Raw genomic sequence first — 23,070 nt, 5'->3', positions numbered from 1 at the left:
CTGGCAGAACACCGGCTCGGCACCGAGACCGACACGGCGCGGCGCGCCGACCTGCACGGAAACCTGTTGCTGTGACTGGACTAGGCAGGCCAGTACACGGAGGCACCGGTGCACGCCGATCTCGCGGTCACGGAGGCCCGTTAGGCCGAAGATGGTCCCGGAAGACCTGGGGCTCGCCAGCGATTGGAGCTGGCGGCGTGCTCGCAGCAGACTCGCCGAGCAGTCGCATGGCAATGGTCACCCACGGCAGAAACGCGAGCAACTGCGCAAGGTCCAATCGTCTGACCCACGAAATGACACGTTATTGGCAGTGAATTCCACGTCGGGAGCGACGAAGATCCGAGGGTGGTGGACAACCGGAACGCGTGGCGCCTGACCCGGCAGAGATTCGGAGAGGCGCTCGCGGAGCTGCGGCTCGACGCAGACCTCTCCCAGGGCGAGCTGGCGTCCGCGATGACCAGCGAGACCAAGGAGCGGATCTCCAACGGCACGTTCTCCGACCTGGAGCGCGGGATCGGCGCCAAGCCTCCCCGCAGGGACGTGGTGCTGTTCTACCTGAAGCACTGCCTGCCGCGGTGGCGAGCGGACGCAGCGCCGAAGGAGGAACGCCGGGCCGACATCCTGCGGAAGCTCGAAGCGCTCGAAGCGTTGCACGAGACCCTCAAGGCGTCGGGCGTGAAGCTGCACGAGTCGGCGGCACAGCCCAACGACCTGCCACGCGACGCGCATGCGTTCACCGGTCGCGAGGACGAGTTGACCAAGCTGGTCGACGCGGTGAAGAACGGTGGCGTGGTCGCCGTGCACGCGGTGGACGGCATGCCCGGCGTCGGCAAGACGGCGTTCGCGGTGCGGGCCGCTCACATGCTCGCGGACCGGTTCCCGGACGGCCAGATCTTCCTCGACCTGTACGGACACACGGCGGGGCAGGCACCGTTGGAGCCGCACGACGCACTCGCCTCACTCCTCATGGCAGTGGGCGTCGAGTCACAGCGCCTGCCCGCCGACACCGCCAAACGTGAGGCGCTGTGGCGGCGAAAGCTCGGGCACAAACGGATGGTCGTCATCCTCGACAACGCGACTGACCACGCGCAGGTGGCCCGGCTGCTGCCCGGCGGAGGAGGCTGTCTCGTCCTGGTGACGAGCAGGCGCAGGCTGGTGGAGCTGGACGCGGTCACCATCGACCTCGCACCGCTGGCCGCCGCCGAGGCGGAACGGATGTTCCAGCGGCTGGCCGGGCGCGAGGTGACCGAGCCCCTCGCAGACCTCGTCGAACTGGCCGGCCGCCTGCCCCTGGCACTCGCCATCCTCGCCGCGCGGTTCCGGAACCGCGCGGCGCTCACCGTCGCCGTCCTCCTCACCGAACTGCGTGCGGCGCACGGCCGGTTGAGCGGGCTTCAGGTAGGCGAACGCGCGGTGGCCGCCGCCTTCGACCTGTCCTACCGGGACCTTTCACCGCAACGGCAGCACTTCTTCCGGCTGCTCGGCTTGCACCCCGGCGGCGGGGTCGAGCAGTACGCGGCCGCCGCGCTCTGCGACGTCGAGCTCGACGAGGCGGCCAGCCACCTGGACGGGCTCTACCACGAGCACCTGGTGGACGAGATCGCGTTCGGACGGTTCCGGATGCACGACCTGATCGCCGAGTACGCGGCCGGTCTGGTGGACGACAGCGACGACCCCAACAAGGCTCGTCGGTCGTTGCTGGACTTCTACGCGGACGCCGCCACCAACGCTTGCAACGCGATGCAACGCCACGAGGTCGAAGGCGGCACTCTGCCGCCGATCGAAGGCCCGGAGGACGCGAGAGCGTGGTTCGACGACGAACGCGTCAACCTGCTGGCGTCCTTCGACTCCGCCGACGACGCGGAGACGGTCATCCGGCTCGCACTCTCGCTCGCCCCGTATCTCCGACGGACCGGACCGTGGGACCTGTCGACGCGGATCATGCGCCGCGCGGCCGAGTTCGACGTGGAGGGCGACAACGGCGACGTGCAGTTGGAGCTCGGGAAGGCCGAGTTCACGGCCGACAACTACCCGGAGGCCGAGACCGCGCTGCAAAAGGCGCTCGACGTGTTCGAGGAGGCCGGCCGCCGAACGTTCTGCGCCCACGCCCTGATGGCGCTGGGACAGCTGTGGATCCAGACCGGATACCACTCCGACGCCCATGAGGCGCTGACACAGGCACTAGGCCTGTACGAACAGGACGGCGACCAGGCTGATATTGCCAACGTGCTGACCGAACTGGCACTGCTGAGTTACTACGGGGACGAGTACGAGCAGGCGGTGGACATCGGTGAGCGCGCGTTGACGATGTTCCGCGAGCTCGGCGACGAGTACGGACAGGCCATGGCCCTCAAAGGGCTGAGCAACTCGTGGTTGTTCATGGACAGGTACGACGACGCCTACCGGACCGCGTTGGAGGGGCTGGAACTGTACAAGCGGCAACACGAGGCTCACGGCGCTACGCAGCTGCAGTCTCGGCTCGGCAGCGTCGAACGGAGCCGTGGCCGGTACGCCGAGGCCTATGAGCACTTCGCCACCGCGGTCGAGGGCTTCGAGGAGCTGGGTGATCGCGGAGGCAAGGCGCAGGCGCTCGTGGAGCAGGGCATCGTGCTGGGCAGGCTCGGCCGCTTCACCGAGGCCGAGCAGGTGTTGCAGGAGGCGCTCGATCTGTACGAGACGTTCGGTGAGGAGCACGGACGGGCCGCGTCGCGCCGCGAACTCGCCGAGTTGCTGATCCGGGCGGGCAGGCTTGCCGAGGCGCGCGTGCCGCTGGACGAGTCCGACGTCATCTACGGCAAGCTCGACGACAGGTACGGCAAGACGTTGACGTCCACGACGTACGGCACCTGGTACCTGAAGTCGGGTGATGCGCGGAAGGCACAACAACACTACGAACAGGCGTTGCTGCTCGCGATCGAGATCGGCGGCCCGCTGGCGGAGGCGGACGCGCTCGCCGGCCTCGGCCGGGCCGCCAAGGCGCAGGGCGACCACGAGGACGCCGACCGGCAACTGAGGAAGGCGTTGGCCATCTACCAGCGGATCGGCGCAGGAGAAGCGGCGGAACTGGCTGAGGAACTGGCGTGACGGACCCGTGGAAGGCCGAACTCGTCGCGTTCGGCGGCAGACTCAGGAAGCTGCGCAAGGCGAACGGGCTCAGGCTGCAGGACCTGGCGGACCGGATCCCCAGCAACACCAGCACGTTGTCGCAGCTCGAACGCGGTGAAGGCGAACGGGGACCGGACGAGAAGCTGGTCGGACGGTACGTCGAGGAGTGCGTTGCGGAACTCGGAGCGGCGCTGAGAGAAGCCACCTTCGCCGACGTCCTGAAGGAACGCGAAGAACTGATGGACCGCCGTCAGTTCCGGGGGCCGTCGGCCAGGCGCCGGGCCACGGCCGAACGGGTGGTGTTGCAGGGCGCTGTGCTGTTCGAGTGGCCCGGCGAGGACGCGGTGGTCGACTTCGGCGGCAGGAGGTTCGAGGTCTCCCCCGTGTCGGGCGCCATGCCCGAACTGCCGGTGGACCAGGCCCGTGCGCACCCGTCGAGGCTGCTGCAGCCGAGGTTCGCCGTGGTGCCGTTCACCGGGCGTGACGACGAACTGGGCGAGGCCGCCACATGGCGCGGCGGTACCGAGCCGGTCGCTGTCCAGCTGCTGCACGCGGCGGGAGGTCAGGGCAAGACTCGACTGGCCGACCGGATCGCCGCCGACTCGCTGGCGCTGGGCTGGCAGGTGTGGCAGGTCCGGCACGACCCCGCCGCGGCGACGCAGCCGGAGCCCGCGCCGAACCACGTGGTGCTCGGCAGCGGAACGGACCTGCTCGTGCTGGTCGACTACGGCGACCGGTGGCCGACCGACGACCTGATGACGTTCATCCGGACCATGCAACAGCTCGCGCGACGGCGGGAGACTCATGTGCGGGTGCTGGTACTGGGGCGCACGGCCAGGCACTGGTGGCCTGCCGTGGTCGGGCGGCTCGACGCCGACCACCACCTCGACGCCACCGGGCAGTGGCCGCTGTCCCCGCTCGTGAGCTCGACGGACGCGCGGAGGTCGATGTTCCGCACCGCGGCCGCGAAGTTCGCCGAGCGCCTCGACGTGCCGGGTGGGCTGTCCACGCTGACCGAACCCGTCGACCTAGACCGCGCCGAGTACGGCCAGGTCCTCGCCGTGCAGATGGCGGCGCTGGCGGCGGTCGACGCGCACCTGCGCGGCAAGACGGCCCCGACCGACGTGCTCGCAGTGGCGGACTACCTGCTCTGCCGCGAGTACGCCGGATGGGACGAGCTGCACGGCACGCGCGCCGGGTTCACCCGAGCGCCGGTCATGAGCAGAATCGCCTACACCGCGACGCTCGTGGGCTCCTTGCCGAGGCCGCACGCCCGCGCGGCGTTGCGCCGCACCGAACTGGCCGACTCGGCGGACGGCGCGGACCGCCTCATCGACGACCACCTCGCGTGCTACCCGGCGAGCGATCCGCGGGCGGTGTTCGAACCGGTGCACCCCGACCGGCTCGGCGAGGACCTCGTCGCGCTGACCACGCCGGGCCACGAGCACGTCCACCTGAACTGGCAGCCGGACGACTGGACCACCGCGGCGACCGGCCACGAGACCGTCCTGTCCGCGGCCGCCGCACTCACTACCGCCGATCCACCCGCCGAGGCACCCACCTGGGCTCCCGGTGTGCTGGCGGTGCTCGCGGAGAGCGCCCACCGCTATCCGCACCTGTCGACCGAGGTGATCAACCCGCTGCTCACGACGGATCCCGGGCTCCTGCTCGTGGCGGGTCCCGCCGCCGCGACCCGGCTGACCGAACTGCCCGGCCTCGACATCGCCGTGCTGGAGGCGGCCGAGGTGCTGCTGCCGCAGGCCCGGGACGTGCACCTCGACGTGGCAGCCGCCGCGGTGGCGCGGAAGCTGACCGAGCACCGGCTCGCCACCGAGACCGACCCGGCGCGACGCGCCGACCTGCACGGGAACCTGGCGGTGCGGCTGAACAAAGCAGGCCAGTACGCGGAAGGGCTGGCCCACGCCGATCTCGCGGTCACGGAGGCCCGCCAGGGCACCGACGAGACGCTGGCGCTGTGGTTGAACAGCCAGTCCCTGCTGCTGGCCCGCGCCGGAAGGCGCAAGGAAGCGCTGGCCGGCGCCAAGGAGGCGGCGAACATCCGCCGGCAACGGCCGCAGGACGTTCCGGGGCTCGCCAACGCGCTCAACACCCTCGGCACGTCACTCGCCGCGACGGGCGACCACAAGGAAGCCCTGGTGCACGACGAAGAGGCGGCCAGGCTGTACCGGCAACTCGTCGCACAGGAACGCGCCGAGTTCGTGCCCGACCTCGCCATGGTCCTGCACAACATCGCCGCCTCCCGATCGGACCTGGAGCTTGACGGCCCGGCGCTGGAGGCGGCCGACGAGTCCGTCGCGCTGTACCGCGCGCTGGCCGAGGAGGACTTCGCCGCGTACGGGCCGGACCTCGCGGACGCCCTGCAGAACCTGCCCGCCTACCTGCACGCGGACCCGAACCGGGAAGGCGACGCGGTGACCGTGGCGGAGGAGTCGGTCGCCCTCTACCGGCGGCTCGTCGCGATCAACCCGGCAGCGTTCCTGCCCGAGCTCGCGGGTGGGCTGCACAACCTCGGGGTGTCGTGCTCGCAGGCAGGGAACGTCGAACGGGCGCTGCGCGAACTGCAGGAATCCGTGACGATCTACCGCGAGCTCGCGGAGGCCGACCCCGACGCCCACCAGCCCGACCTGGCGCTGTCGTTGCGCAGCCAGGCGACGTCGCTGTCTGCGGCCGGGCGCCGGGAGGAGGCGCTGGAGGCAGGGACCGAGGCGGTGACGCTGTTCGGTCAACTCGCCTCCGTCGACCCGCGCCGATTCACCGGTGACCTGGCCATGGTGTTCTACAACCAGGCCTCGTACCTCTCCGAACTGGGCAGGACCGACGAGGCGATCAAGGCAGATGAGGAGGCTGTCGCGTCCTACCGGCGGCTGGTGGACGACGAGGGCCTTTACACCGCGGACCTCGCCGACGCGGTGCACAACCTGGCGTTCATCCTCGGCGAGGCCGGCCGGCACGACGAGGCGTTGCCGCTCGCCGAGGAGGCCGTGGAGAGGAACGTGGTGCTCGCCGCCGAGGACGAGGATCGCGTGCCGTTCCTGGCGGTGGCACGCAGCACCCTGGGCAGGGAGCTGGCGGAACGCGGCCGCGCAGGTGAGGCGGTCCGGTGCGCGGAGGCGGCGGTGGAGGCGCTACGGCTGGAATCGGAGCGCGACGACATGTGGACGCCGTTCCTCTCCGGTGCGCTCACGACGTGGGCGATCGCGCTGGACGCGTCGGGACGGCGGGACGCGGCTTTGACCGCCGTGCGGGAGGCCGTGGCCATCGTGCGTGCGATCGAGCAGAAGTCACCGGGGTCGGTAACGCCGCACCTCCTGCTCGCCGATGAAGTGCTCGCCAGGCTGACCGGGTGATCGCGCGCACCCTGGACGTGCCGCGAACAGGCGTTAACCTCAGAGGCGGGGACGGGAGGTGCGCCGTGGAACCTGCACGGCCGGCCGTGGTCAACGAGGTCGCGCGCAACGTCGGCGGCACCGTGGTCCAGGCGGGCACCGTGCACGGTGGTGTCCACGTCCACCCCCGCTGGCAAGCAGGAACGCCCCGCCAGCTGCCTCCCCCTCCCGCGCACTTCACGGGCAGGTGGCCGGAATCCGCGACGATCACTGCGGTGCTGGCGGACGATCCCGAACGGGACGGACCTGGGCTGGCCGTGCTCACCGGACCGGGCGGCATCGGCAAGACCGCGCTGGCGTTGCACGTCCTGCACGCCGTGAGCGAGCGTTTCCCCGATGGCCAGCTGTACGTGGACCTCGCCGCGCACGGACCGAACGGACCGGCTGCTCCTGGAGAATTGCTGAGCGGACTCCTGCTGGGGCTCGGCGTCCCGTCAGCGGAGGTGCCGGCCGACCATACAAGCCGCGCTTCGCTCTACCGGTCGCTTACGGCCGACCGGGAGATCGCCCTCCTCCTCGATGACGCCGCGACGAGCACGCAGGTGCGGACACTGCTGCCGGCCTCGCGGCACAGCGCCGTCATCGTGACCAGCCGCAAGAGGCTTTCCGGGTTGCTCGCCGACGGTGGACGGCTGGTGCCGCTGGGGCCGCTACCGCCGGAGGCCACCGTGGAGTTGCTCGGCCGCGCGGTCGGCGAGCACCGGGTCAGCGAGGAACCCCGCTCGGCGCACGACGTGGCCATGCTCTGCGGGGGGATGCCGATAGCGGTGCACGTGGTCGCAGCCAGGCTGGCGGCACGGCCTCGCTGGCAGCTCGCCACGATCGCGACCCAGCTCACCGACGAACGGCGACGCCTGCGGGCGCTCGTGGCCGAGGACGGCGAGCTTTCCGTCGCCGCGACGTTCGACCTGTCCTACCGCGGGCTGCCCGCCGACGCCGCGCGGCTGTACCGGAGGCTGGGGCTGTTCCCCGGCACCGAGTTTGACCCCGGCAGCGCCTGCGCGCTGCTCGGTGCGAGCGAGTCCGATGTGGACGATTTGCTGGACACGTTGCTGGGAGCCAATCTGGTGATGGACTCCGGCCCCGAGCGCTTCCGGTTCCACGACCTGCTTCGGCTGCACGCTCGCCGGCAGGCGGAGCGCGACGACGACGAGGACGAGCGCCGGGCTGCGTTGCGGGCGCTGGTGGAGTCGTTGCTAGACCGTGCGGTGGCGGCGGACTGGCTCGTCACGCCGTTGCGGCCGCACCTCGGCGAGAGGTATCGGACGCCAGGTCAGCCGCCGTTCACCGACCGCGGTCAGGCGCTGGACTGGCTGGAGGACGAGCTGCCGACCCTCGCGGCCTGCGCCAGGGCCGCGTTTGACCAGGGCTGGTACGAACTGGTCTGGCAGCTCTACGAGACCATGCGGGGTGTGTTCCTGTACCGGAGCCACACCGACGAGTGGCGGGCCCTGGGGCCGATCGCCGTCGACGCCGCCGTTCGCTGTGGTGACGGCGTCGCGGAGGTGCGGATGGCGCTGCAGCACGCCGCCGTCCACAGCAGACTCCGCGAACCGGCCGCCGCGACCGCCCTGTTCGAACGTGCCCTCCTTCGAGCGCGGGAGGTGGGCGACTGGGCGGGCGAAGCCACTGCGCGAGAAGGACTCGGCGCGGCGGCGCACGCTCGTGGCGACCTGACGGTCGCGATCGACCATTATGGACAGTCGCTCACGCTCAACAGGGACCATGGGCGACAGCGCGGTGTCGCGTTGCTGCTCTGCTACCTGGGCCACGCCTTCGCCGACACCGGCCGGCTCGACGAGGCCGTGACGCATTTCCGTTCCTCTGCCCAGATCGCCGAGGAGATCGGCGACCACCACTGCTGGGCCCAGGCCGTCGTGGGAGCGGGCACGTGCCTGGCTGCGGCCGGTGCGGTGACGGAGGCGATCACCGAGGTGGAGACCGGTCTGGCCGCGCTGCCCGCGGACGAGGCCGCCTCCCTGCGCCTGCCGGTGCTGGAGAAGCTGGCCGATCTGCTGGACAGGTCCGGGGACGCGGGCGGGGCGCGCCGGCACCGGCAGGAGGCGTTGCTGATCGCCACCTCGCTCGGTGACCGGCGCGCCGACGCGTTGCGCGTGCGGCTCGAACCCGAGTCCCGGCAGGCCGGATGAGCGGCGGAACCCGCTCACCACAACGGCTTCGGCAACGGCACCGGCGAGACCGGCACGGCGTGCACCGGCTCGGGCAGGCCCAGCAGGCCGTAGTACTCGCGCCGGTGGATCGCCAGCGCCTGCCCCGGCCGTCCGGTGATCCGCGCGGCCAGCTCGACGTGGCGCGGGTCAACCGGCGTCGCCAGCGCCCGTTCCACCTGCGGTAGCAACGGCTGGTCCAGGTGCAACGGCTGGGCGATGCGCGACAGCAACTCCGCGGTGGTGCCGGGGTGCACGTCGACGAGCGAGCCCACGTTCATCATCGTGCGGACGCCCAGTGCCGCCGCGTACTGCCCCGCAGAGCCGTGGTCGGTCATCACGACGTCGGCAACGGTGGCGGCCGCGCGCCACCCCTCGTCCGGCGGCAGCACGACGAGGCCGCGTTCCCGTGCGGGGCCGAGCCACGAGAGGATCTGCCGCTTCCCGCACTCGCCCCACCAGAACGGGTGCAGCGACGCCACCACCAGGTAGTCGGTGCCGGTCAGCTCGTAGGTGAGACGCGCGAAGAACGCAGGATCGTTGCCGCACAAGGAGTGCCGCGACCAGGACGTGACGGCGAAGACCATCGGCTGACCTGGAGCCGCACCGAGCGCCTCCAGGTACCGGTCGCTGTACGGCACGCCAGCCACCATCCGGTCGAGGCACGGGTCACCGGCGATCACTGCCGTGGGGAGGGCTTCGGGACACGACCGGGCGAGCGTGCGCACTTCGTCGTCGGTGGCGAGCATCAGCTTGGCCGGCAACACCTCGTCGCCGCGCATGAGCTTCTCGGGCGTGAGGTCGTGCTTCGCCTTCTCATGCGCGATCCGGGAGCGGATGCTCATCGCGCCGTGGGACATGAGGACCAGCGGCGCCTTGATCTCCTCGATGCCCCAGCGGTCCGCGGAGAGGGCCAGGTCGAAGCGGGTCTCGACGGCCTGGTGCCATGGCATCACGAGCACGCCGAGCTGCCGCAGGTGGTCCTTCAGGCCCGCCCACTCGTACCCGGTCTCGGGCACCGTGAACACGACCTGCACCCGGTAGTCGGCCTCGATCGCGGGCAGGCAGTCCAGCGCCCGGTTGAGGCCCGTGAGGGTGCCCGCCTCGACCAGCACGCGCTTGACGTCCACGCTCGACCAAGGCGCGGTGACCGGGTCTCCGTTCGTGATGATTCGCTGCCGACCGTCCGGTTCACGGCCGTCGGACGGTACGTTGTTGTGCGGCACTTGGGGGCTCCTCGACTGGGTTGTCGTGCTGTGGCCCAAATCGTCGAGCTGATCCACCCCTGCTTCGCCGAACTCCGGAACGGCCCCGCAAGCCACCGCGTTCACGCAGTTCAACGCCGGTGCCACCGATTCCGGACTCCGGAACTCCGGAATCCGGAGCTCATGTACGGCCGCCGCTCAATCAGCCGTTGGGAGGTGACCTCGGCGGCTGCGCCGGGGGAACGAAACCCGTGCGGTCAGCCGACGCCAGGTCCGCCGTGGACGGCGTCGGCCCGAGCGCGTCGATCTGGCGTGACACCTGGGCGATGATGTGCCCGCCGTCCAGCACCTCCGTCGCGAAATGCGCCGTCGCCGCGATCGTGCGGCTACCGTGCCGACGCACACGCGCGTAGGGGTTCGCACCCCGGTACCGCTGGGTGTCGTCGTAATCTATGTGGGCACACTTCCTGTCCGAGCTAGGTCGTGTCGTGCAAGCCACATGGCCCCGTCGGCCTTCAGCTTGTTCCGGGTAGCGATCCAGGTGAAGGCCCTAGACCGGGCACCGGCTGCTGTCGGACGTGACGAAGGTGCTGGCGACGAGCGCGTGAACCGCCTGTCGACGTCACCGGACCGCGTTGGCCGCCAGCCGGTTCTCGTTCGAGATGGGCGACCCGAAGCACCTCGGCCACGTGCTAAAGGCCTGCGGAGCGTCGAGGATGTCTACGACGTCTACCGCGTGACGTCGGCCTCATAGTTCTGGGCGGGCCACCCGTGGGAGCCCCTGGTCTCAGACCGGGGGCTCCTGCGCGTCGGTTACCGGCCCAGGGCCGGTAACCAGCCTCGCGAGCATGTCGAGTGCTCTGTCGAGAACAGGAAGGTGCCTGGGATCGTCGTGCGCAAGTCGGCGCCACGCCGCCACCGCCCGCTCAGCGGGGTGAACGGCCTCATCGTGGCGGCCCAGCACCGCGAGTCCGTGGCCGAGGTTGAGAAGGTCTCCTGCCAGGCCGACGCCAGTCTCACCCAGTCGCTGGCGCACGTCCACCGCCTCCGCCGTCGCCGTCACCGCCAGGTCGAGCCGTCCGAGCACGGCCGCGCGATGTCCGAGCCAGGTGAGTGCCTGAGCGAGGGCCGGGAGGTGGGTGTCGTCGTCGCGGGCCAGCAGCCGCAAGATCCCGCTGGCCACGTTGGCACGGGTCAGAGCTTCCTCTGGCCGGCTTGCCCGCGCGAGGCCTTCGCTGAGGACGACTTGGAAGTGGGCGAACTCGGGCAGGTGCTCGGTACCGCCCTGCGTCACCAGCCTGCCGACCTCGGACGCCATCTCCGCCGTCGCGAGTGCCTCGGAGGTCCGGCCGAGGCCTTGCTGCAGGTCCGCCAGCTCACCGAGGGCTTCGGCGAGGCCGGGCAGGTGGCCGAGCTCCCGCAGGACGGCCACCAGGTCCTGGGCCACGCCCAGCGCCTGCTCGTCCTGATCAAGCTCGCGCAGCACACCGCGCAGGTTGGCCAGGGACCCGGCAAGCAACGGCAGGTGGATGGCCGGATCGTGCTCGGCGAGCTCGCGGCGCAGTGCCACCGCCTCCGCCGTCACCTCCGCCCCTTCCCCCCAGCGCAGCTGTTCCAGCAGCACCTCGCTGAGCCTGGACGTGCAGTGGGCGAGGTCGAACGGACGGGCTTGCGGACCGGTGAGCCGCTGGTAGTTCGTCTTCGCCTCAGTGAGGGCGGCGACCGCCTTCTCCGGTTGTCCCGCGTCCGCCGCCCAGGTTCCCAAGTTGGCCAGCCCGGCCGCGAGGTCACCGAGGTGCGCGGCGGGATTCTCCTCGGTCAGCCGCCGCCAGATGCCGGTGGCCTGCTCGGCCTCCTCGATCGCTTCGCCGAGCCGATCGGTCTGCCAGTGGACCCGGCCGAGGTTCGTGAGGGCGACGGCGAGATCGTGAAGGTAGACGGTCGGGTTCGCGAGCGCGAGCCGCCGCCGGATCTGCAGCGCTTCCTCCGCGGCGGGCAGCGCCTCCTCCCAGCGCCGCAGGTCCGATTGGCGGGCACTCAGGTTGGTCAGCGACCTGGCCAGGTCGGGGAGGTGGACGGCGGGGTCACGGTCGGCCAGCACCCGGCGGAGTGCCACCGATTCGTGCGCGACGGGCAGCGCTTCCGCCGGCCGGTGCGACGCCGCCAGCACGGCACCCAGGTTGTTCAGGGCGGCGGCTAGGCCGGGCTGGTGCGCCTCGGGGTTCGCCTTCGCCAGCTGCCGCCAGATGTCCGCGCCCTCCTCAGCCAACCGCAGCGCCTCCTCCTGCCGGCCCACGTCGTTGAGGCGGGGGGCGAAGCTCAGCAGGGCCGTGGCCAGTCCTGGCAGGTGCGCCGACGGATCAGCCAAGGCGAGGCGGCGCCTGATCGCCACCGCCTCCTCGGCGGCGGCACCCTCCTTCCACCGGCCCAGCGCCGCCAGGTAGGCGCCGAGGTTGTGCAGTTCGGCCGCGAGGGCTGGCAGGTGGTCGTCCGGTTCGTCCTCCGCCAGCAGCCGGGTCAGCTCCACCGCTTCGACGACCGCGGCCAGCGCTTCGCCGGTGGAGCCGCTGAACCACAAGGCTGAGCTGAGGTTGGCCAGCGCGACGGCGAGCCCGTGGCGGTTTTCGCCGGGGCTGTCCTCACTCAGATGGCGCCACATCGAAACGGCCTCCCGCACGACCGGCAACCCGTCCTCCCACCGGCCGACGGCGCCCAGCCACGGTCCCAGGTTGGTCAGCGAGCCGGCGAGGCCCTCCTCATCACCCTGCCTGCGCCAGAAGGCCACGGCGGTTTCCGCTGTGGCCACAGCGGCGTCGTGCATGCCCGCGTTGGCGTAGCGCCTGGCGAGACGGTCGTGCAGCACAGCCCTGGTCAGCGGATCTTCCGAGTACGTCGACAACCGGTGTTCGGTCAGCCGTTCGGACACCACGGCGATGCCCAGGTCGAGGTTGAAGTCGCGGTCCTCCGGGAAAACGGTCTCCACGGCTTCCAGAACCTCCACGGCACCGTCCACTTCGACGAGAGCAGTGAGAGCGGCAGAGCCTGCCTCCAGAGCGAGCCGAGGATCCTCCAAGAGCAGGGGGAAGAGGCTCCTGCCAGATGGTGCGGGCCCGGCAAGCGAGACGGAAAGGCGCACTCTCAAGAGAGCCACCAGCTCCAATCTGGCGGATCTGGGCTGGATAGCAACGCGCACCCGGACGACGGTGAGCACGATCGCGCTGTCGGCGGGGAACTCCCGGACTGGTTGATGTCGCCGGTAGGGAGGCCACGGTGAAGGCCTGCGGCGTAGCCGTGGCGATGTTGCAGGGGCATAGCTGGGCGCCGGCCCCGTCGATCGGATCAGCAGTGAACGTGGGAACCATCCCGGCGGCCCCCGACCCGCGCCGTGTCTCCTGGCCAACAGCAGAGACTGGAAGGCCACCGCGGAAGTGGCACGGTGGGCCCACAACGTGGCTGAGAAACACCCGGTTCCCGCCGTCCGCGCGGCAGCGGTCAAGACCGTTGTCGTCACGCAGGACGACAACCCGAACACGATCGACTGGCTGATGAAACGGGTGAGCGAAGACGACGACTGGGAGCCTCGAAGTATCGCGACATGGGCGGTCATGCTGCTGGGCGGTGCCGACGGTCGGGCGCTACCGTGGATGCGGGACCTCGCTCTGCACGACCAGGACCCCATGGTACGTAGTGAGGCGATCGAGTCATGGGCGTTTGGATGGGCTACCCGTTCGGAAGAACGCGCGGATCTGGCCTCGATCGGCAGCAACGACCCTAGGCCCGACGTGAGGGTCGCCGCCATTCGCGCGCTCTCGGGCGCGTTTCCCGGCAACCGCGATGTGACCTCGTGGCTCGACGGGCTGGCCGGCGACACCGATCCGGCTGTGCGACGCGCGGCCGAGAGGGAACTACTCGGACGCGGTGTGCTGCCGAGGATTCCTAACCTTTGATGCCGCCAGGCACACACATCTCATACTTACGTTTCTCGCGGCTAGCGGCAAGCGGACTTGACGCACACTGCCACGCGATCACGGTCGACCTTGTTCCGGCCGAGTAGTCTGTGCACGCCGTCGTTCTCGAGCAGGCCGAGTAGAAGCGCGCAGCCGTCCAAGTGGCGATCAGGCCGCGGCCTGGGGTCGATCACGGGCGGAAGTGCCTCGTCGCTTCGATCGCTCGAAGGCGTCACCAGAGCTAGGCAGTGCGAGCGTCATGCCGATCCTGTCCCGTCCCTACCGGTCCGTCGGGCGAGGCGCACCGAACGCCTACGGTTCGTAGACCGATGCCGAGACCCGTCCCCACGTCCCAGGTGTCCCACAACGGATATCAGCTGGTCACACAGGCCGTCGGCGACGGCACGGCCGAGCTCGTGCGCCAGGCCGCGCCAGCGCCAGACGAGCTCAAGCAACGCGTCGCCGATGAGCTCGCGGTGAGCCTAAACGCGCTGCAGCGGGCCAACCAGGAGTACACCGACCGCCGCTGGAGCCCCGGCAAGCTCACCCCGCACGGCGGACGCGCTGTGGCGCACGACCACCGGCTACCTGGACCTGCTGGACGCGTAGCACTCGGTGGATCCTTCACGGCCACCACCGCTGGATGTCGTGCAGAGCCCGTCGCACCTCGGCGACCCCGCTCGTCCCGAGGATCCGGGGCAGGAAGGAAGCGGTGCCCACGAGCGCCCCGAGTGCAGAGTGCGTCCAATCGGTCTGCTTCCTGAGCAGGCCGACGAGTACCTCGTCCGCCTCCGCCGTCCCGATCTCGCCGACAGCTACGAGGACCGGGGTCACCGGGCGCGCCGCATAGGGTCGTGCGATGCCGCACAGCTCCGAATCCTGGGCGGTGCCGCCTTCGAGCGTGGGAACTCGGGTGTTGTTGCCCAGGTTGTAGTAGACGTCGAGGTTGATCTTCGCCGCTTCCTGGAGGCCCTCCGCGACCAGGTCCGCCTTGCCCGCCGCGTGTGCCAGGCGGAGGAGGGCCAACGCGCGCGGGTTCGCGTGGTGCAACGAGCGTGCGATCTTGATCGCGCGTGCGAACGCCGGTCCCGTGAGGAGCGCCGCCGTCGCGACCAGGGCGAGCGCTTTTTCGTCCTGCTGATCGATCTCGGTCACCGTATCCAGGATGTCGTTCGAGGTCAGCGAGAACGCGGGATGCCCAGCGAGGTGTATCAGCGTCATCGCCACGTCCGCAGGAGTGCCGGGTTGTGACCTCGTGCGCAGCACCTGCTCGACCTGGTCGGCGGACAACTGATCGGCGAGGGTCGACAGGACGATGTGCCGTTCGGTCGACTTGCACGCGTTGGCGGCGTCCAGAGCCAGTGCGACGTGGCCCGCACGATCCGCGGGACTGAGGTGCCGCCCCAGAACGGCCAGCGCGACTCCGCGATCGAACGGCTTGGAAGTTCGCGAGACGATGTCGAAGGCGCGCTCCGGGTCGGGCAGGTGAGGGGCGAGCCGCAACAGGGGTGCGAGCTTGCCCGTTTCGGCGAGCGTGAACGCACTGCTGACGTCGGCCGCGATCTCGAGGTCGGTGCGGTCGCTTTCGATCGTCGGCTGAAGAGCTGCCAACGTCGATGAGAAGGAGCGCGCGGAATAGCGGTTGCTCCTCGCCGCGGTCAGCACCTCGTTGATGAACTCGAGGCGGTTCTCCGGAAGAACGACGTCGATGAAGTCGGCGAGGCGTCCGGCGTGGCCGAGGTCCGCGTCGCGAATCGAGTTCAGGACGCGGTCGAGTGCGGCGGACCTGATCTCGGGTGGCGCTGTGCGCAGAGCAGGCCGCAGCAGTTCGAAATAACTCGATTCGAGCGCGCAGAGCTCGTCGACGACCTGGAGCAGAGCCTCGTGGGGCGTGTGGCGCAGCAGCTGTTGAAGCTCCTCCTTGATCAGGCTGTTGTGCCGGAAGTCCGCCGTGGCGGCCAGGATCGCCTCGCCTCTGACCCCAGGGGCGGCACGACCGACGAGCGCCGCGACCGCGGTCAACCTGCTCCAGCGCTCGCTCATCCTCATCGCAGGGCCGAGCGCGCGGGTGGCCGCGGCTGGTTCGAGGTGCTCGCCCAGGACAGCCAGGCAGTCGGCGCTGCGGTGATCGGGAAGCGCGGCGATGTCGTCAAGGAGATTCGTTGCCGTCGCCGCGTCGTAGGTGACGGAGTCGATCAGGTCGGCGCAGCGTCGTTCCACGCCCTCGAGTCTTGATTTCGCCGTGGCCAACGCGTCGACGACGACGTGCCGGTACTTCGCCGGTGAGCGGGCCGGGAGCTGCGCCAGCAGGCCGAACCGCTCGAAGTCCGACAGTTCCGGTGAGGCTGAGATCAGCTTCGCGATCACGGGCACCCAGATCGCGCGCGAGGAGGCGGCCAGGTTCCGCACGCGAGCCCTGTGGCCGCTCAGATGCGAAATGCGTTCGAGGTCTTCGAAGAGCGGCAGCAGCACCTTCCCCTGTTGTGCCGCCGACAGATGCGGGAACAGCCCGAGCTCCGCCGTCACCCGGTGATCCGTCTTGCGCATCTTCTTCCACGTGTGCGTGAGGGCCCGGTCGAGCAGTTCCGGCGGCAGGCACGAAGCCATCGCCTCGATCGCTTCCCCCTCCAGCCAGTCGGAGTCCAGCGCGAGGACCGCGTCCAGAGCTCGGGGGAGCAACTCCTCGGGGAGTTCGTGCGCCACTTCGCCCAGCGTTCGCGGTGCGCGCAACGCGTTCGCGAACACCCGCTCCAACGGCCAGACGCCGTACTTGAGCAGCGCTACCAGCAGCGTTCCCGGGTAGGAGCTGCTGGAGATCTCGACCGCAGACTCGATCAACCTGCAGCGGAGTTCCACCGCGAAGTCCGGCGTGTTGTCCCGCAGGACTTGGAGGTCCTCGACGAAGCCGGTCGGGTCGTTGTTCTTCGCGGTCAGCCATGTGTTCACCACGCGGTTGCCGCTGACCTCGTGCTCCATCCGCAGGAGGCCGTCGAGGTCGTCCAGCCGGCCTGCGCTGCCCAGATGAGCGGCCAGGTGCCGCAGCGCGTAGCCGTCGTCGACATGTGCTGTGGCGAGATCGTTCCCCAGGTCGGCGAACAGGGTCAGGTAGCGGTCGGCGATTCGGTTGTGGCACGCCACGGCTTCTTCGGCCAGGGTTTCCGCCAACGACGCCGCCAGGTGGTCGGCGCCTGCGGGCGGTGCGCCGGTGAGCAGTTCGCGGAAGCTGGCGTGGTGGATCGAGAACCTGCGCGGGGTGTCGGCCGACGCGGTGAGGAACGGGCGGAGCGTGTTGACGCACCAGCCGCGCACCGATCCTTCAGGTTCACCCGACAGCGCTGCCGCCACCTTGACGGTGAGCGGCTCGCGCGCGACCGCCAGGGTCGAGAGCAGCGTGCGGACACCCGGCTCGGTCCAGCGTTCGAGGTGCTCCGCGTAGTAGGCGCCCAGGTTCGCGGGCAGGCTCGCGATGTCGTCCGCGCGGCGGTGACCCAGCCGCACCTCGGCTAGGACGTACCTCAGGTACACCCAGACGCCACCGCAACGTTCGGACAGGGCCGTGACGAAGTCGGCGGCGGCGATGTTCGCTGCGGCCAGCCGTTCGGCGAGCGCTTTCTCCTGCACCACACGGCTCAGGTGGCGGGTCAGGTCGTCCCGGTTGCGCGGGTCGTCGGCGGCGATGGGGAGGACGGCGGAGGGCGAGTCGACCCGGCCAGGCCGATGACCCGTGCGGCAGGTACCGACGACGAACACCCCGGGAGGGAGGACGCGGGGCAGGCCCCACGGGAGCATGCCCTCCACGGCGTCGGCCTCGTCCAGTCCGTCGACCACGAGCACCAGCGGCTCAGCCGACGTCTTCGCCGCCTCGGTGAGCAGTGCTTCGAAGGACTCCGGGGTGACCGTCTCCGTCACCGGTGGGAGCCGGCAGCGGAACGTCAGCTGCGCAGCGAGGTTGCCCAGCGCGCTCGCCGACTCACGACCCCTCGCGTAGCGGGTGAAGTGCGACAGCCAGCCTCGTTCCCGGACCAGATGCGCCGCCAGGGACGTCTTGCCGAGGCCTGCTTCCGCGTCGATCCAGACGAAGCCGCTGGGGTGGGTGGCGATGAACTCGTCGATCGCGTCCAGCACCCACGCTCGGCCCGTGAAGCCGTCCGCCAGGACCTCGGCGAAGATCGGCTCCGGATCTTTGCCCCTGAGCGTGGGGCGGGCCGCGAGCGAGCGCTCGACCCAGGCCTCGTGCTCGGCCTTGCGCCTCCTCAGCAGAGCGACCGTGAAGTGACCAGGCTGGTCATCAACCCTCTTGTGATCCACCCGGCACAGCAGGATCAGATTGCTGTAGTCGTCCACCAGGCCCGGAGGGCACTGCCCGTGGCGGGGCCCTCCCGGTGACCGAGCGGCGATGTGGGCCTCATCCCCGACCACGGCGGCTCCGTCCGCGGGCGTTTCGGCGGCGACGAGCGGGTCGCGGCACAGCGCGCACCTGTTGCCCGACCGCCCCCAGAGGATCTTGCGGTCCTTGTCGCTGATCGTCACCGGGTCATCCTGCCGGACGGCACCGACAGAAAGGGCCACCCGGATCGTATGAGTCCCCCGACGCACTCGCTGCTGATGCGGGCTCCGCGGAGCAGGTTGAACCGGCTCGTCGTCGAAGTCATCTGCGCCTACCTGCGGATGCCGTACGCGCCGCCTGACGAGCACGCCGCTCCCGACGATGTCTCCAAGCGTCAACGACATGAGGAATTGCAGGTACGCACCGCTGCACAACGCATACTCGCCAACCATCTCCGCGACGACACGTCTGCGAGTAGTCCCGAACCGCCAAACCCGCCGAGCAGCTATTGGCCGGACATAAGCCTGAATCTGAGCGGAGCACACCTCGTCGATTTCGTGCTTGCCCACGCCAATCTGTTCTCCATTGATGTGAACAGCGCTACTCTGACCGGCGAAACCGTGTTCAAGGGAATGCGGTGCGAGCTAGCGTTCATGCAGGGAACGAACTTTAGTGGCCATACAAACTTCCGTGGCATAGAGATCGCGAACTCGGCGTGGATATCAGACTCCACCTTCAGCGGCGACGCTTGGTTTCATGGTGACGAGTTCTACCGCTCGGCCAGGTTCGGCCGGCACGTGTCGTTCAAGGGTTGCACCTTCAACGCAAAGGTGCGCTTCGAGGGTGTGGTGTTCACAGGCAGCGCGGACTTCCGCAACGCCACGTGGCCTGATGGAACCATATCAGTCGAGTTCCACGAGACCGTCATCGAACATCCCGAAACAACAAGCCTGGAAGTCGGCGCCGATTCCAGCTACTGGCCCGAGGGATGGCGGCTCGACACCACAGGCAACTACCCCACGCTCAAGCGGAGTAGCTGACTGATGGCTCCGCCGACCGGCCTTGATGGCTCAACACGAACAGAGGAGGTCTCTTAGCATTGCTGAACCGAACCGTCCGGCAGCCAGCGAAGGGAGGACTGGCCGCTGGAGGTGATCGAACGAAAGTATCTGGTTACCCGGCATCCTGTGCCGCTCGAAAGTAGCCATCGCTGCCAGAGCGAGGGCCCCCACCGTCCTGAGAGCATGGCGCGGTAATCGTGTCCCTGCTGTACAACGTGACCGCGGCGGTTGCTTTCCGTGCCGTCGGTGCTGCTGCGCAGCGGAGCAGTGAAGGACGCCGAGTTGCTCGTGTTGCGGCACGAGAGCGCGGTCATTCGCTGACAACTAGCGGGTCCGATCCGCTACGAGCCCCGGATCGGTTCGGCGAGTCGCCCTGTCCGAGCTTATGGATCCTCGGCGGTGGCCGGAGGTCTTCCCGGTGACACCGGCACCCCTGCTCACCTGGCATCGAGATTCGGACGCGCACACCGTAACCTCGACCCGATCGACGTCTACCCTGTCGACATTCTATCGCCCTGCGAGAAGCGCTCGTGCGCGCAACATAGAAGAGCTCATCGAGATGACGGGGCAGCTGCCTCCGTAAGATCTACCCAAATTGTTCGAATTGGCCCTCTAATTTGGCGGCGAGCTATCCATAGCCACATGAACACGCGAATGGAGCACGCTTGCCACGCGCGGGGGTTCATGTCGGACATTCTCTTACCCCACGGGATTCACCAGGATCCCGTGGGGTAATTCATATTTCAGCGACTTTCATGTCGTCACACCAGTCCAACGCAAGCGTCGGCTGAACTGGGCGACGGGCAGTTTCCACAGTTTTCAACGTTAGTGGTGCGGGTCGAATTTCAAGACGCTGGCCGTCGTAGTAAATCTGCAGGTGTTGCTCCCGGACTTGATCGACCAGGTCTTCGCCCACACCTACTTCCACAGGTCCCGCGGCCCGCCCGAGTAGGTGTGACAGCGCCTCAAGCAGGCGGTCTTCTCGGACGTAGAGGTTCCGCGGCTGGCCATCGCAACGTCGCTTGACGCTGGTGAAGCCATGTCGGCATCGATAGCCAGCTCGCCCATGAACCCAGTGCCCGTCCATCCGACGGCCACACAACCCACATACGATCAGCCCAGCCAGTAGGTAATGCCGGACCTCGCCGTCCTTGGCAGGCTTCGCCGCTCGCAGGCCCTGCACCGCGACGAAGGTCTCGTCATCGACGAGTGGTTCGTGCGCGATTCGCTCGGACACCTCCCACTCGCTGACCGGGTTCCACCGCAGCGCGCCCGAACCGCGGCCGCCGACACGCCCGCCACGTCCGTGGCCGGTTGTGCTGCTTCGGTTCCACACCTGCCGACCGGTGTAGCGCGGGTTCTCCAGAATCATCGCCACCGTCCGCACGATCCACCGCTCCCCCAACCTATGGGCGTTCCGCTCGGGACCGGCACCCGACGGGCACACCACACCACGCTCGTTGAGCTCACGCGCCAACGACGCCACTGTCCGCCCGCGAGCACGTTCGGCGAACATCCATCGCACCCACGGTGCCGTCACCGGATCCGGCGCCAACACCTGCACCCGCCGACCCCACCGCCCATGCACCGGATTCGGATGCCGACCACCATCAACCAACCGATACCCATACGGCGGACGACCGCCCAGAAACCGACCCTGCAACCGCGTCTGAGACCGCATCGCCGCCAGCACCCGCTGCCGGGCCCGCGCCACCTCACGCTGCGCCTGCGCACCCAACAACACCATCAACGCCTCATGCACCGGACTGCCAAGTTCCACTGGACCACCCGCTTCCGGCAGCCACACCTCGACACCTAGTGCGTTCAGCCGAGCCACAACCTCGCGGAACTGATCACCGTGAAACGCCCGCTCGTACTCACCGACCACAACCGCGCCGAAGTCACGATCAGGGCTCGCGGCAGCCGCCAGCAACGCCGCGGCCTCCGGACGGTCCAGCCACGACCACCGCCGCGACACACCCACATCAAAGAACTCCGCGACAACCGAACCGACACCCTCGATCAACTCATCCGACACCGCACGCTGCCACGCACGCGACGTCTGGACGTCCTGAAACGTGCTCGTCGACATCCGCCCGTAGAACGCAAAGCGCAGGCCAGACTCCTCAGACTGTGCCGCTGAACGGCAACGTCCCGTCAACGCGGCAACCAGTTCGGCGTTCGTCAACGTGGCCACAGTCAGCTCCTTCGGTCAAAACCGAGACCCAGCTTCCGAAGGCATCGTGACGACGTCCTGTCCATCTCCACCCGAACAGACCAAGAGCGAGCGAGCCACACCAGACATCGGGCCGGCTCGCGGTCACGGCAGGCCAACTCAGATGTCACACCGCTGGCGCGACGGCGGACCTGACACGATCAGTGCGACCTACTGGACCGGGTCGACCTCTCAGAGAAGGTGACGCTCACTTTGCGGCGTATGCCTTGTCCACAGCGGCGAGGGCCTCGTCGATCGTGGTAAATCCGGAGAGCATGCTGACCTGCACGGATGTGTTTCTCGGCACGTCCAGCATCAGCTCGTGGTCAAGCCCAGCCAAGCACCAGCCGCGGACGGCAAGTTCGAGACGATCAAATGCCGCACCGGCATGGCGTCACACGCCCAGCGGACCCTTGTGCGCGCCGACAACCACGTCCATCCAGGCAAAGGCGCATGGGGATATCTCAGTGAGGAACCTAAGAATCTCGCTCACCGATGTCAGACAGCTCGGCGAGACCGAACGGGCCGAATACGACCGGCGCTTGCCCCACCGGAGAATCGGCTTCAGGTCAACGAGTCCAGATCACCGCGTGCCGCGAGCTGCCGAGACCGGTGATGTCACCCCGTTCGTTGATGTCGAACGCCCACGCGTCCGTGCTGTCGGAGGGAAGGATTGTCACCTGGCCGTGCTCCCACACCCATGCGCCCAGGTGCGACGACCCGACCACCTGCATGCGGTCGTTGATGCTCTCCGGCGTCAGGAAATCCCACGCAGGGTCCGTAGAGGGCGGCTTCGGTATCGCGATGTACTGCCCCCATGGCAGCCACACAAACCCGGACTGCAGGCCGCCGGAGACGTAGTGGATGCCGGTGATGGCGCCGAAGGCGTTGTTGCCGGTGGCGACGAACGCGCCGGCCGGCAGCTGCTTGGTCTGGCCGTGCCACCAGTAGCAGGCGCCAGCACCGTTGCTGCCGACGACCTGTCCCGCGTCGTTGATGTCCCTCGCGCCCGAGTACGGTTCGTTGCTGAGGTCGCTCATGACACCGTTCCGCCACAGGAATGCGTGTTCACCGTAGTTGTCGGCGACATTGCTCGAACCGACCACCAGACCCCGATCGTTGATCGCGGTGGCGGTGCTCACCCAACCACCCGGCAGGACGCCCAGGTCCGTGGTCCTACCGTTCTGCCACAGGAACGCCCGGGGCTCGTTGCGCTCGTTAGTTCGGTAGCCGACAACCGCGTCCTGGTTGTTCACATCGAACGCGGCGCTCTCCACTCCGCCGACGTTGAGATCCACCAGTTTGCCGTCCCGCCAGAAGAACGCCCGCGTGTGCCCTGGCGAGTAGATCTCACCCACCACGTGCCCACGATCATTGATGGCGTGGGGGATGGCGAACCCATCGATACCGAGATCGACCACCCGCCACGGCCGCACCTGCGAAACCGCATCCGCTGGCGACGTCACCAACACCACCAGCACAACGGCCGACACTACTGCGACAATGCGTCTGATTGTCGTTGGCATTACTCTAGCCCTCCTCCCACACCCTATTCCACCAGTCACCCACAGCTCTACTCGCATCCCCGTCGATGGCAACAGTGACGAAGGTCCTTGTGGGGTGCCAAAATTGGGC

At 68.8% G+C, this 23,070-nt stretch carries 11 protein-coding genes and 2 pseudogenes; 7 read left to right on the top strand and 6 right to left on the bottom strand.

Annotated features, from left to right (window positions below):
* The first annotated feature begins 345 nt into the window (after positions 1-345).
* From DI276_RS26165 to DI276_RS26155, 3 genes are all read left to right on the top strand, one after another.
* The gene (locus tag DI276_RS26165; RefSeq protein WP_112267938.1) at positions 346-3,084 is read left to right on the top strand and encodes a tetratricopeptide repeat protein; all 2,739 of its coding nucleotides are present in this window, start codon (positions 346-348) and stop codon (positions 3,082-3,084) included.
* Complete coding sequence (locus DI276_RS26160; protein WP_112267936.1) at positions 3,081-6,473, top strand: tetratricopeptide repeat protein; 3,393 nt, start codon at positions 3,081-3,083, stop codon at positions 6,471-6,473. Before DI276_RS26165 ends, DI276_RS26160 begins: the two co-directional genes overlap by 4 nt.
* Before the next feature lie 65 nt (positions 6,474-6,538).
* The gene (locus DI276_RS26155) at positions 6,539-8,662 is read left to right on the top strand and encodes a tetratricopeptide repeat protein (protein WP_198680913.1); all 2,124 of its coding nucleotides are present in this window, start codon (positions 6,539-6,541) and stop codon (positions 8,660-8,662) included.
* Positions 8,663-8,676: 14 nt separating this feature from the next.
* Here DI276_RS26155 and DI276_RS26150 read toward each other — a convergent pair whose 3' ends face one another.
* Together DI276_RS26150 and DI276_RS50235 are read right to left on the bottom strand one after the other, a co-directional pair.
* Complete coding sequence (locus tag DI276_RS26150; protein WP_112267932.1) at positions 8,677-9,906, bottom strand: hypothetical protein; 1,230 nt, start codon at positions 9,904-9,906, stop codon at positions 8,677-8,679.
* A gap of 181 nt (positions 9,907-10,087) precedes the next feature.
* Positions 10,088-10,288, bottom strand: coding sequence for a hypothetical protein (locus DI276_RS50235; protein ID WP_157984949.1), 201 nt, complete (start codon positions 10,286-10,288; stop codon positions 10,088-10,090).
* A 99-nt stretch (positions 10,289-10,387) separates the two neighbouring features.
* On the opposite strand from DI276_RS50235, the pseudogene DI276_RS52395 reads away from it, so the two are divergent.
* Positions 10,388-10,639: pseudogene (locus DI276_RS52395) on the top strand (ACT domain-containing protein); the annotation flags it as partial.
* Positions 10,640-10,672: 33 nt separating this feature from the next.
* Here the strand turns inward: DI276_RS52395 and DI276_RS26135 are convergent.
* Positions 10,673-12,886, bottom strand: coding sequence for a tetratricopeptide repeat protein (locus tag DI276_RS26135; protein ID WP_198680912.1), 2,214 nt, complete (start codon positions 12,884-12,886; stop codon positions 10,673-10,675).
* 448 nt (positions 12,887-13,334) lie between these two features.
* Here DI276_RS26135 and DI276_RS51265 point away from each other — a divergent pair, with 448 nt between their 5' ends.
* Positions 13,335-13,832: a HEAT repeat domain-containing protein gene (locus DI276_RS51265; protein ID WP_198680911.1), complete on the top strand. Its 498-nt coding sequence runs from the start codon at positions 13,335-13,337 to the stop codon at positions 13,830-13,832.
* A 329-nt stretch (positions 13,833-14,161) separates the two neighbouring features.
* A pseudogene (locus tag DI276_RS53630) lies at positions 14,162-14,374 on the top strand (DUF7711 family protein); the annotation flags it as partial.
* Between the two features lie 82 nt (positions 14,375-14,456).
* Here the strand turns inward: DI276_RS53630 and DI276_RS26130 are convergent.
* On the bottom strand, positions 14,457-18,362 hold the full coding sequence (locus DI276_RS26130) for an HNH endonuclease (RefSeq protein WP_112267926.1): 3,906 nt from the start codon (positions 18,360-18,362) through the stop codon (positions 14,457-14,459).
* A 96-nt stretch (positions 18,363-18,458) separates the two neighbouring features.
* Here DI276_RS26130 and DI276_RS26125 point away from each other — a divergent pair, with 96 nt between their 5' ends.
* Entirely contained in the window at positions 18,459-19,199 is a 741-nt protein-coding gene (locus DI276_RS26125) for a pentapeptide repeat-containing protein (RefSeq protein WP_157984948.1), read from the top strand.
* Positions 19,200-19,956: 757 nt separating this feature from the next.
* Here the strand turns inward: DI276_RS26125 and DI276_RS26115 are convergent.
* Both DI276_RS26115 and DI276_RS26110 read right to left on the bottom strand, forming a co-directional pair.
* Positions 19,957-21,417, bottom strand: coding sequence for a recombinase family protein (locus tag DI276_RS26115; RefSeq protein ID WP_232836920.1), 1,461 nt, complete (start codon positions 21,415-21,417; stop codon positions 19,957-19,959).
* Positions 21,418-22,004: 587 nt separating this feature from the next.
* On the bottom strand, positions 22,005-23,018 hold the full coding sequence (locus DI276_RS26110) for a hypothetical protein (RefSeq protein WP_112267920.1): 1,014 nt from the start codon (positions 23,016-23,018) through the stop codon (positions 22,005-22,007).
* Positions 23,019-23,070: the final 52 nt, after the last annotated feature.

Origin of the sequence: Lentzea terrae (genome assembly GCF_003265345.1) — a bacterium.
Lineage (GTDB): Bacteria > Actinomycetota > Actinomycetes > Mycobacteriales > Pseudonocardiaceae > Lentzea > Lentzea terrae.
The sequence above is the reverse complement of the archived record's forward strand: the minus strand, read 5'-3'. Positions and strand labels throughout refer to the sequence as shown.

Coding starts and splice junctions, on each gene's coding strand:
- DI276_RS26110 (WP_112267920.1), bottom strand. CDS start 23,018: ATGCGAGTAGAGCTGTGGGTGACTGGTGGAATAGGGTGTGGGAGGAGG.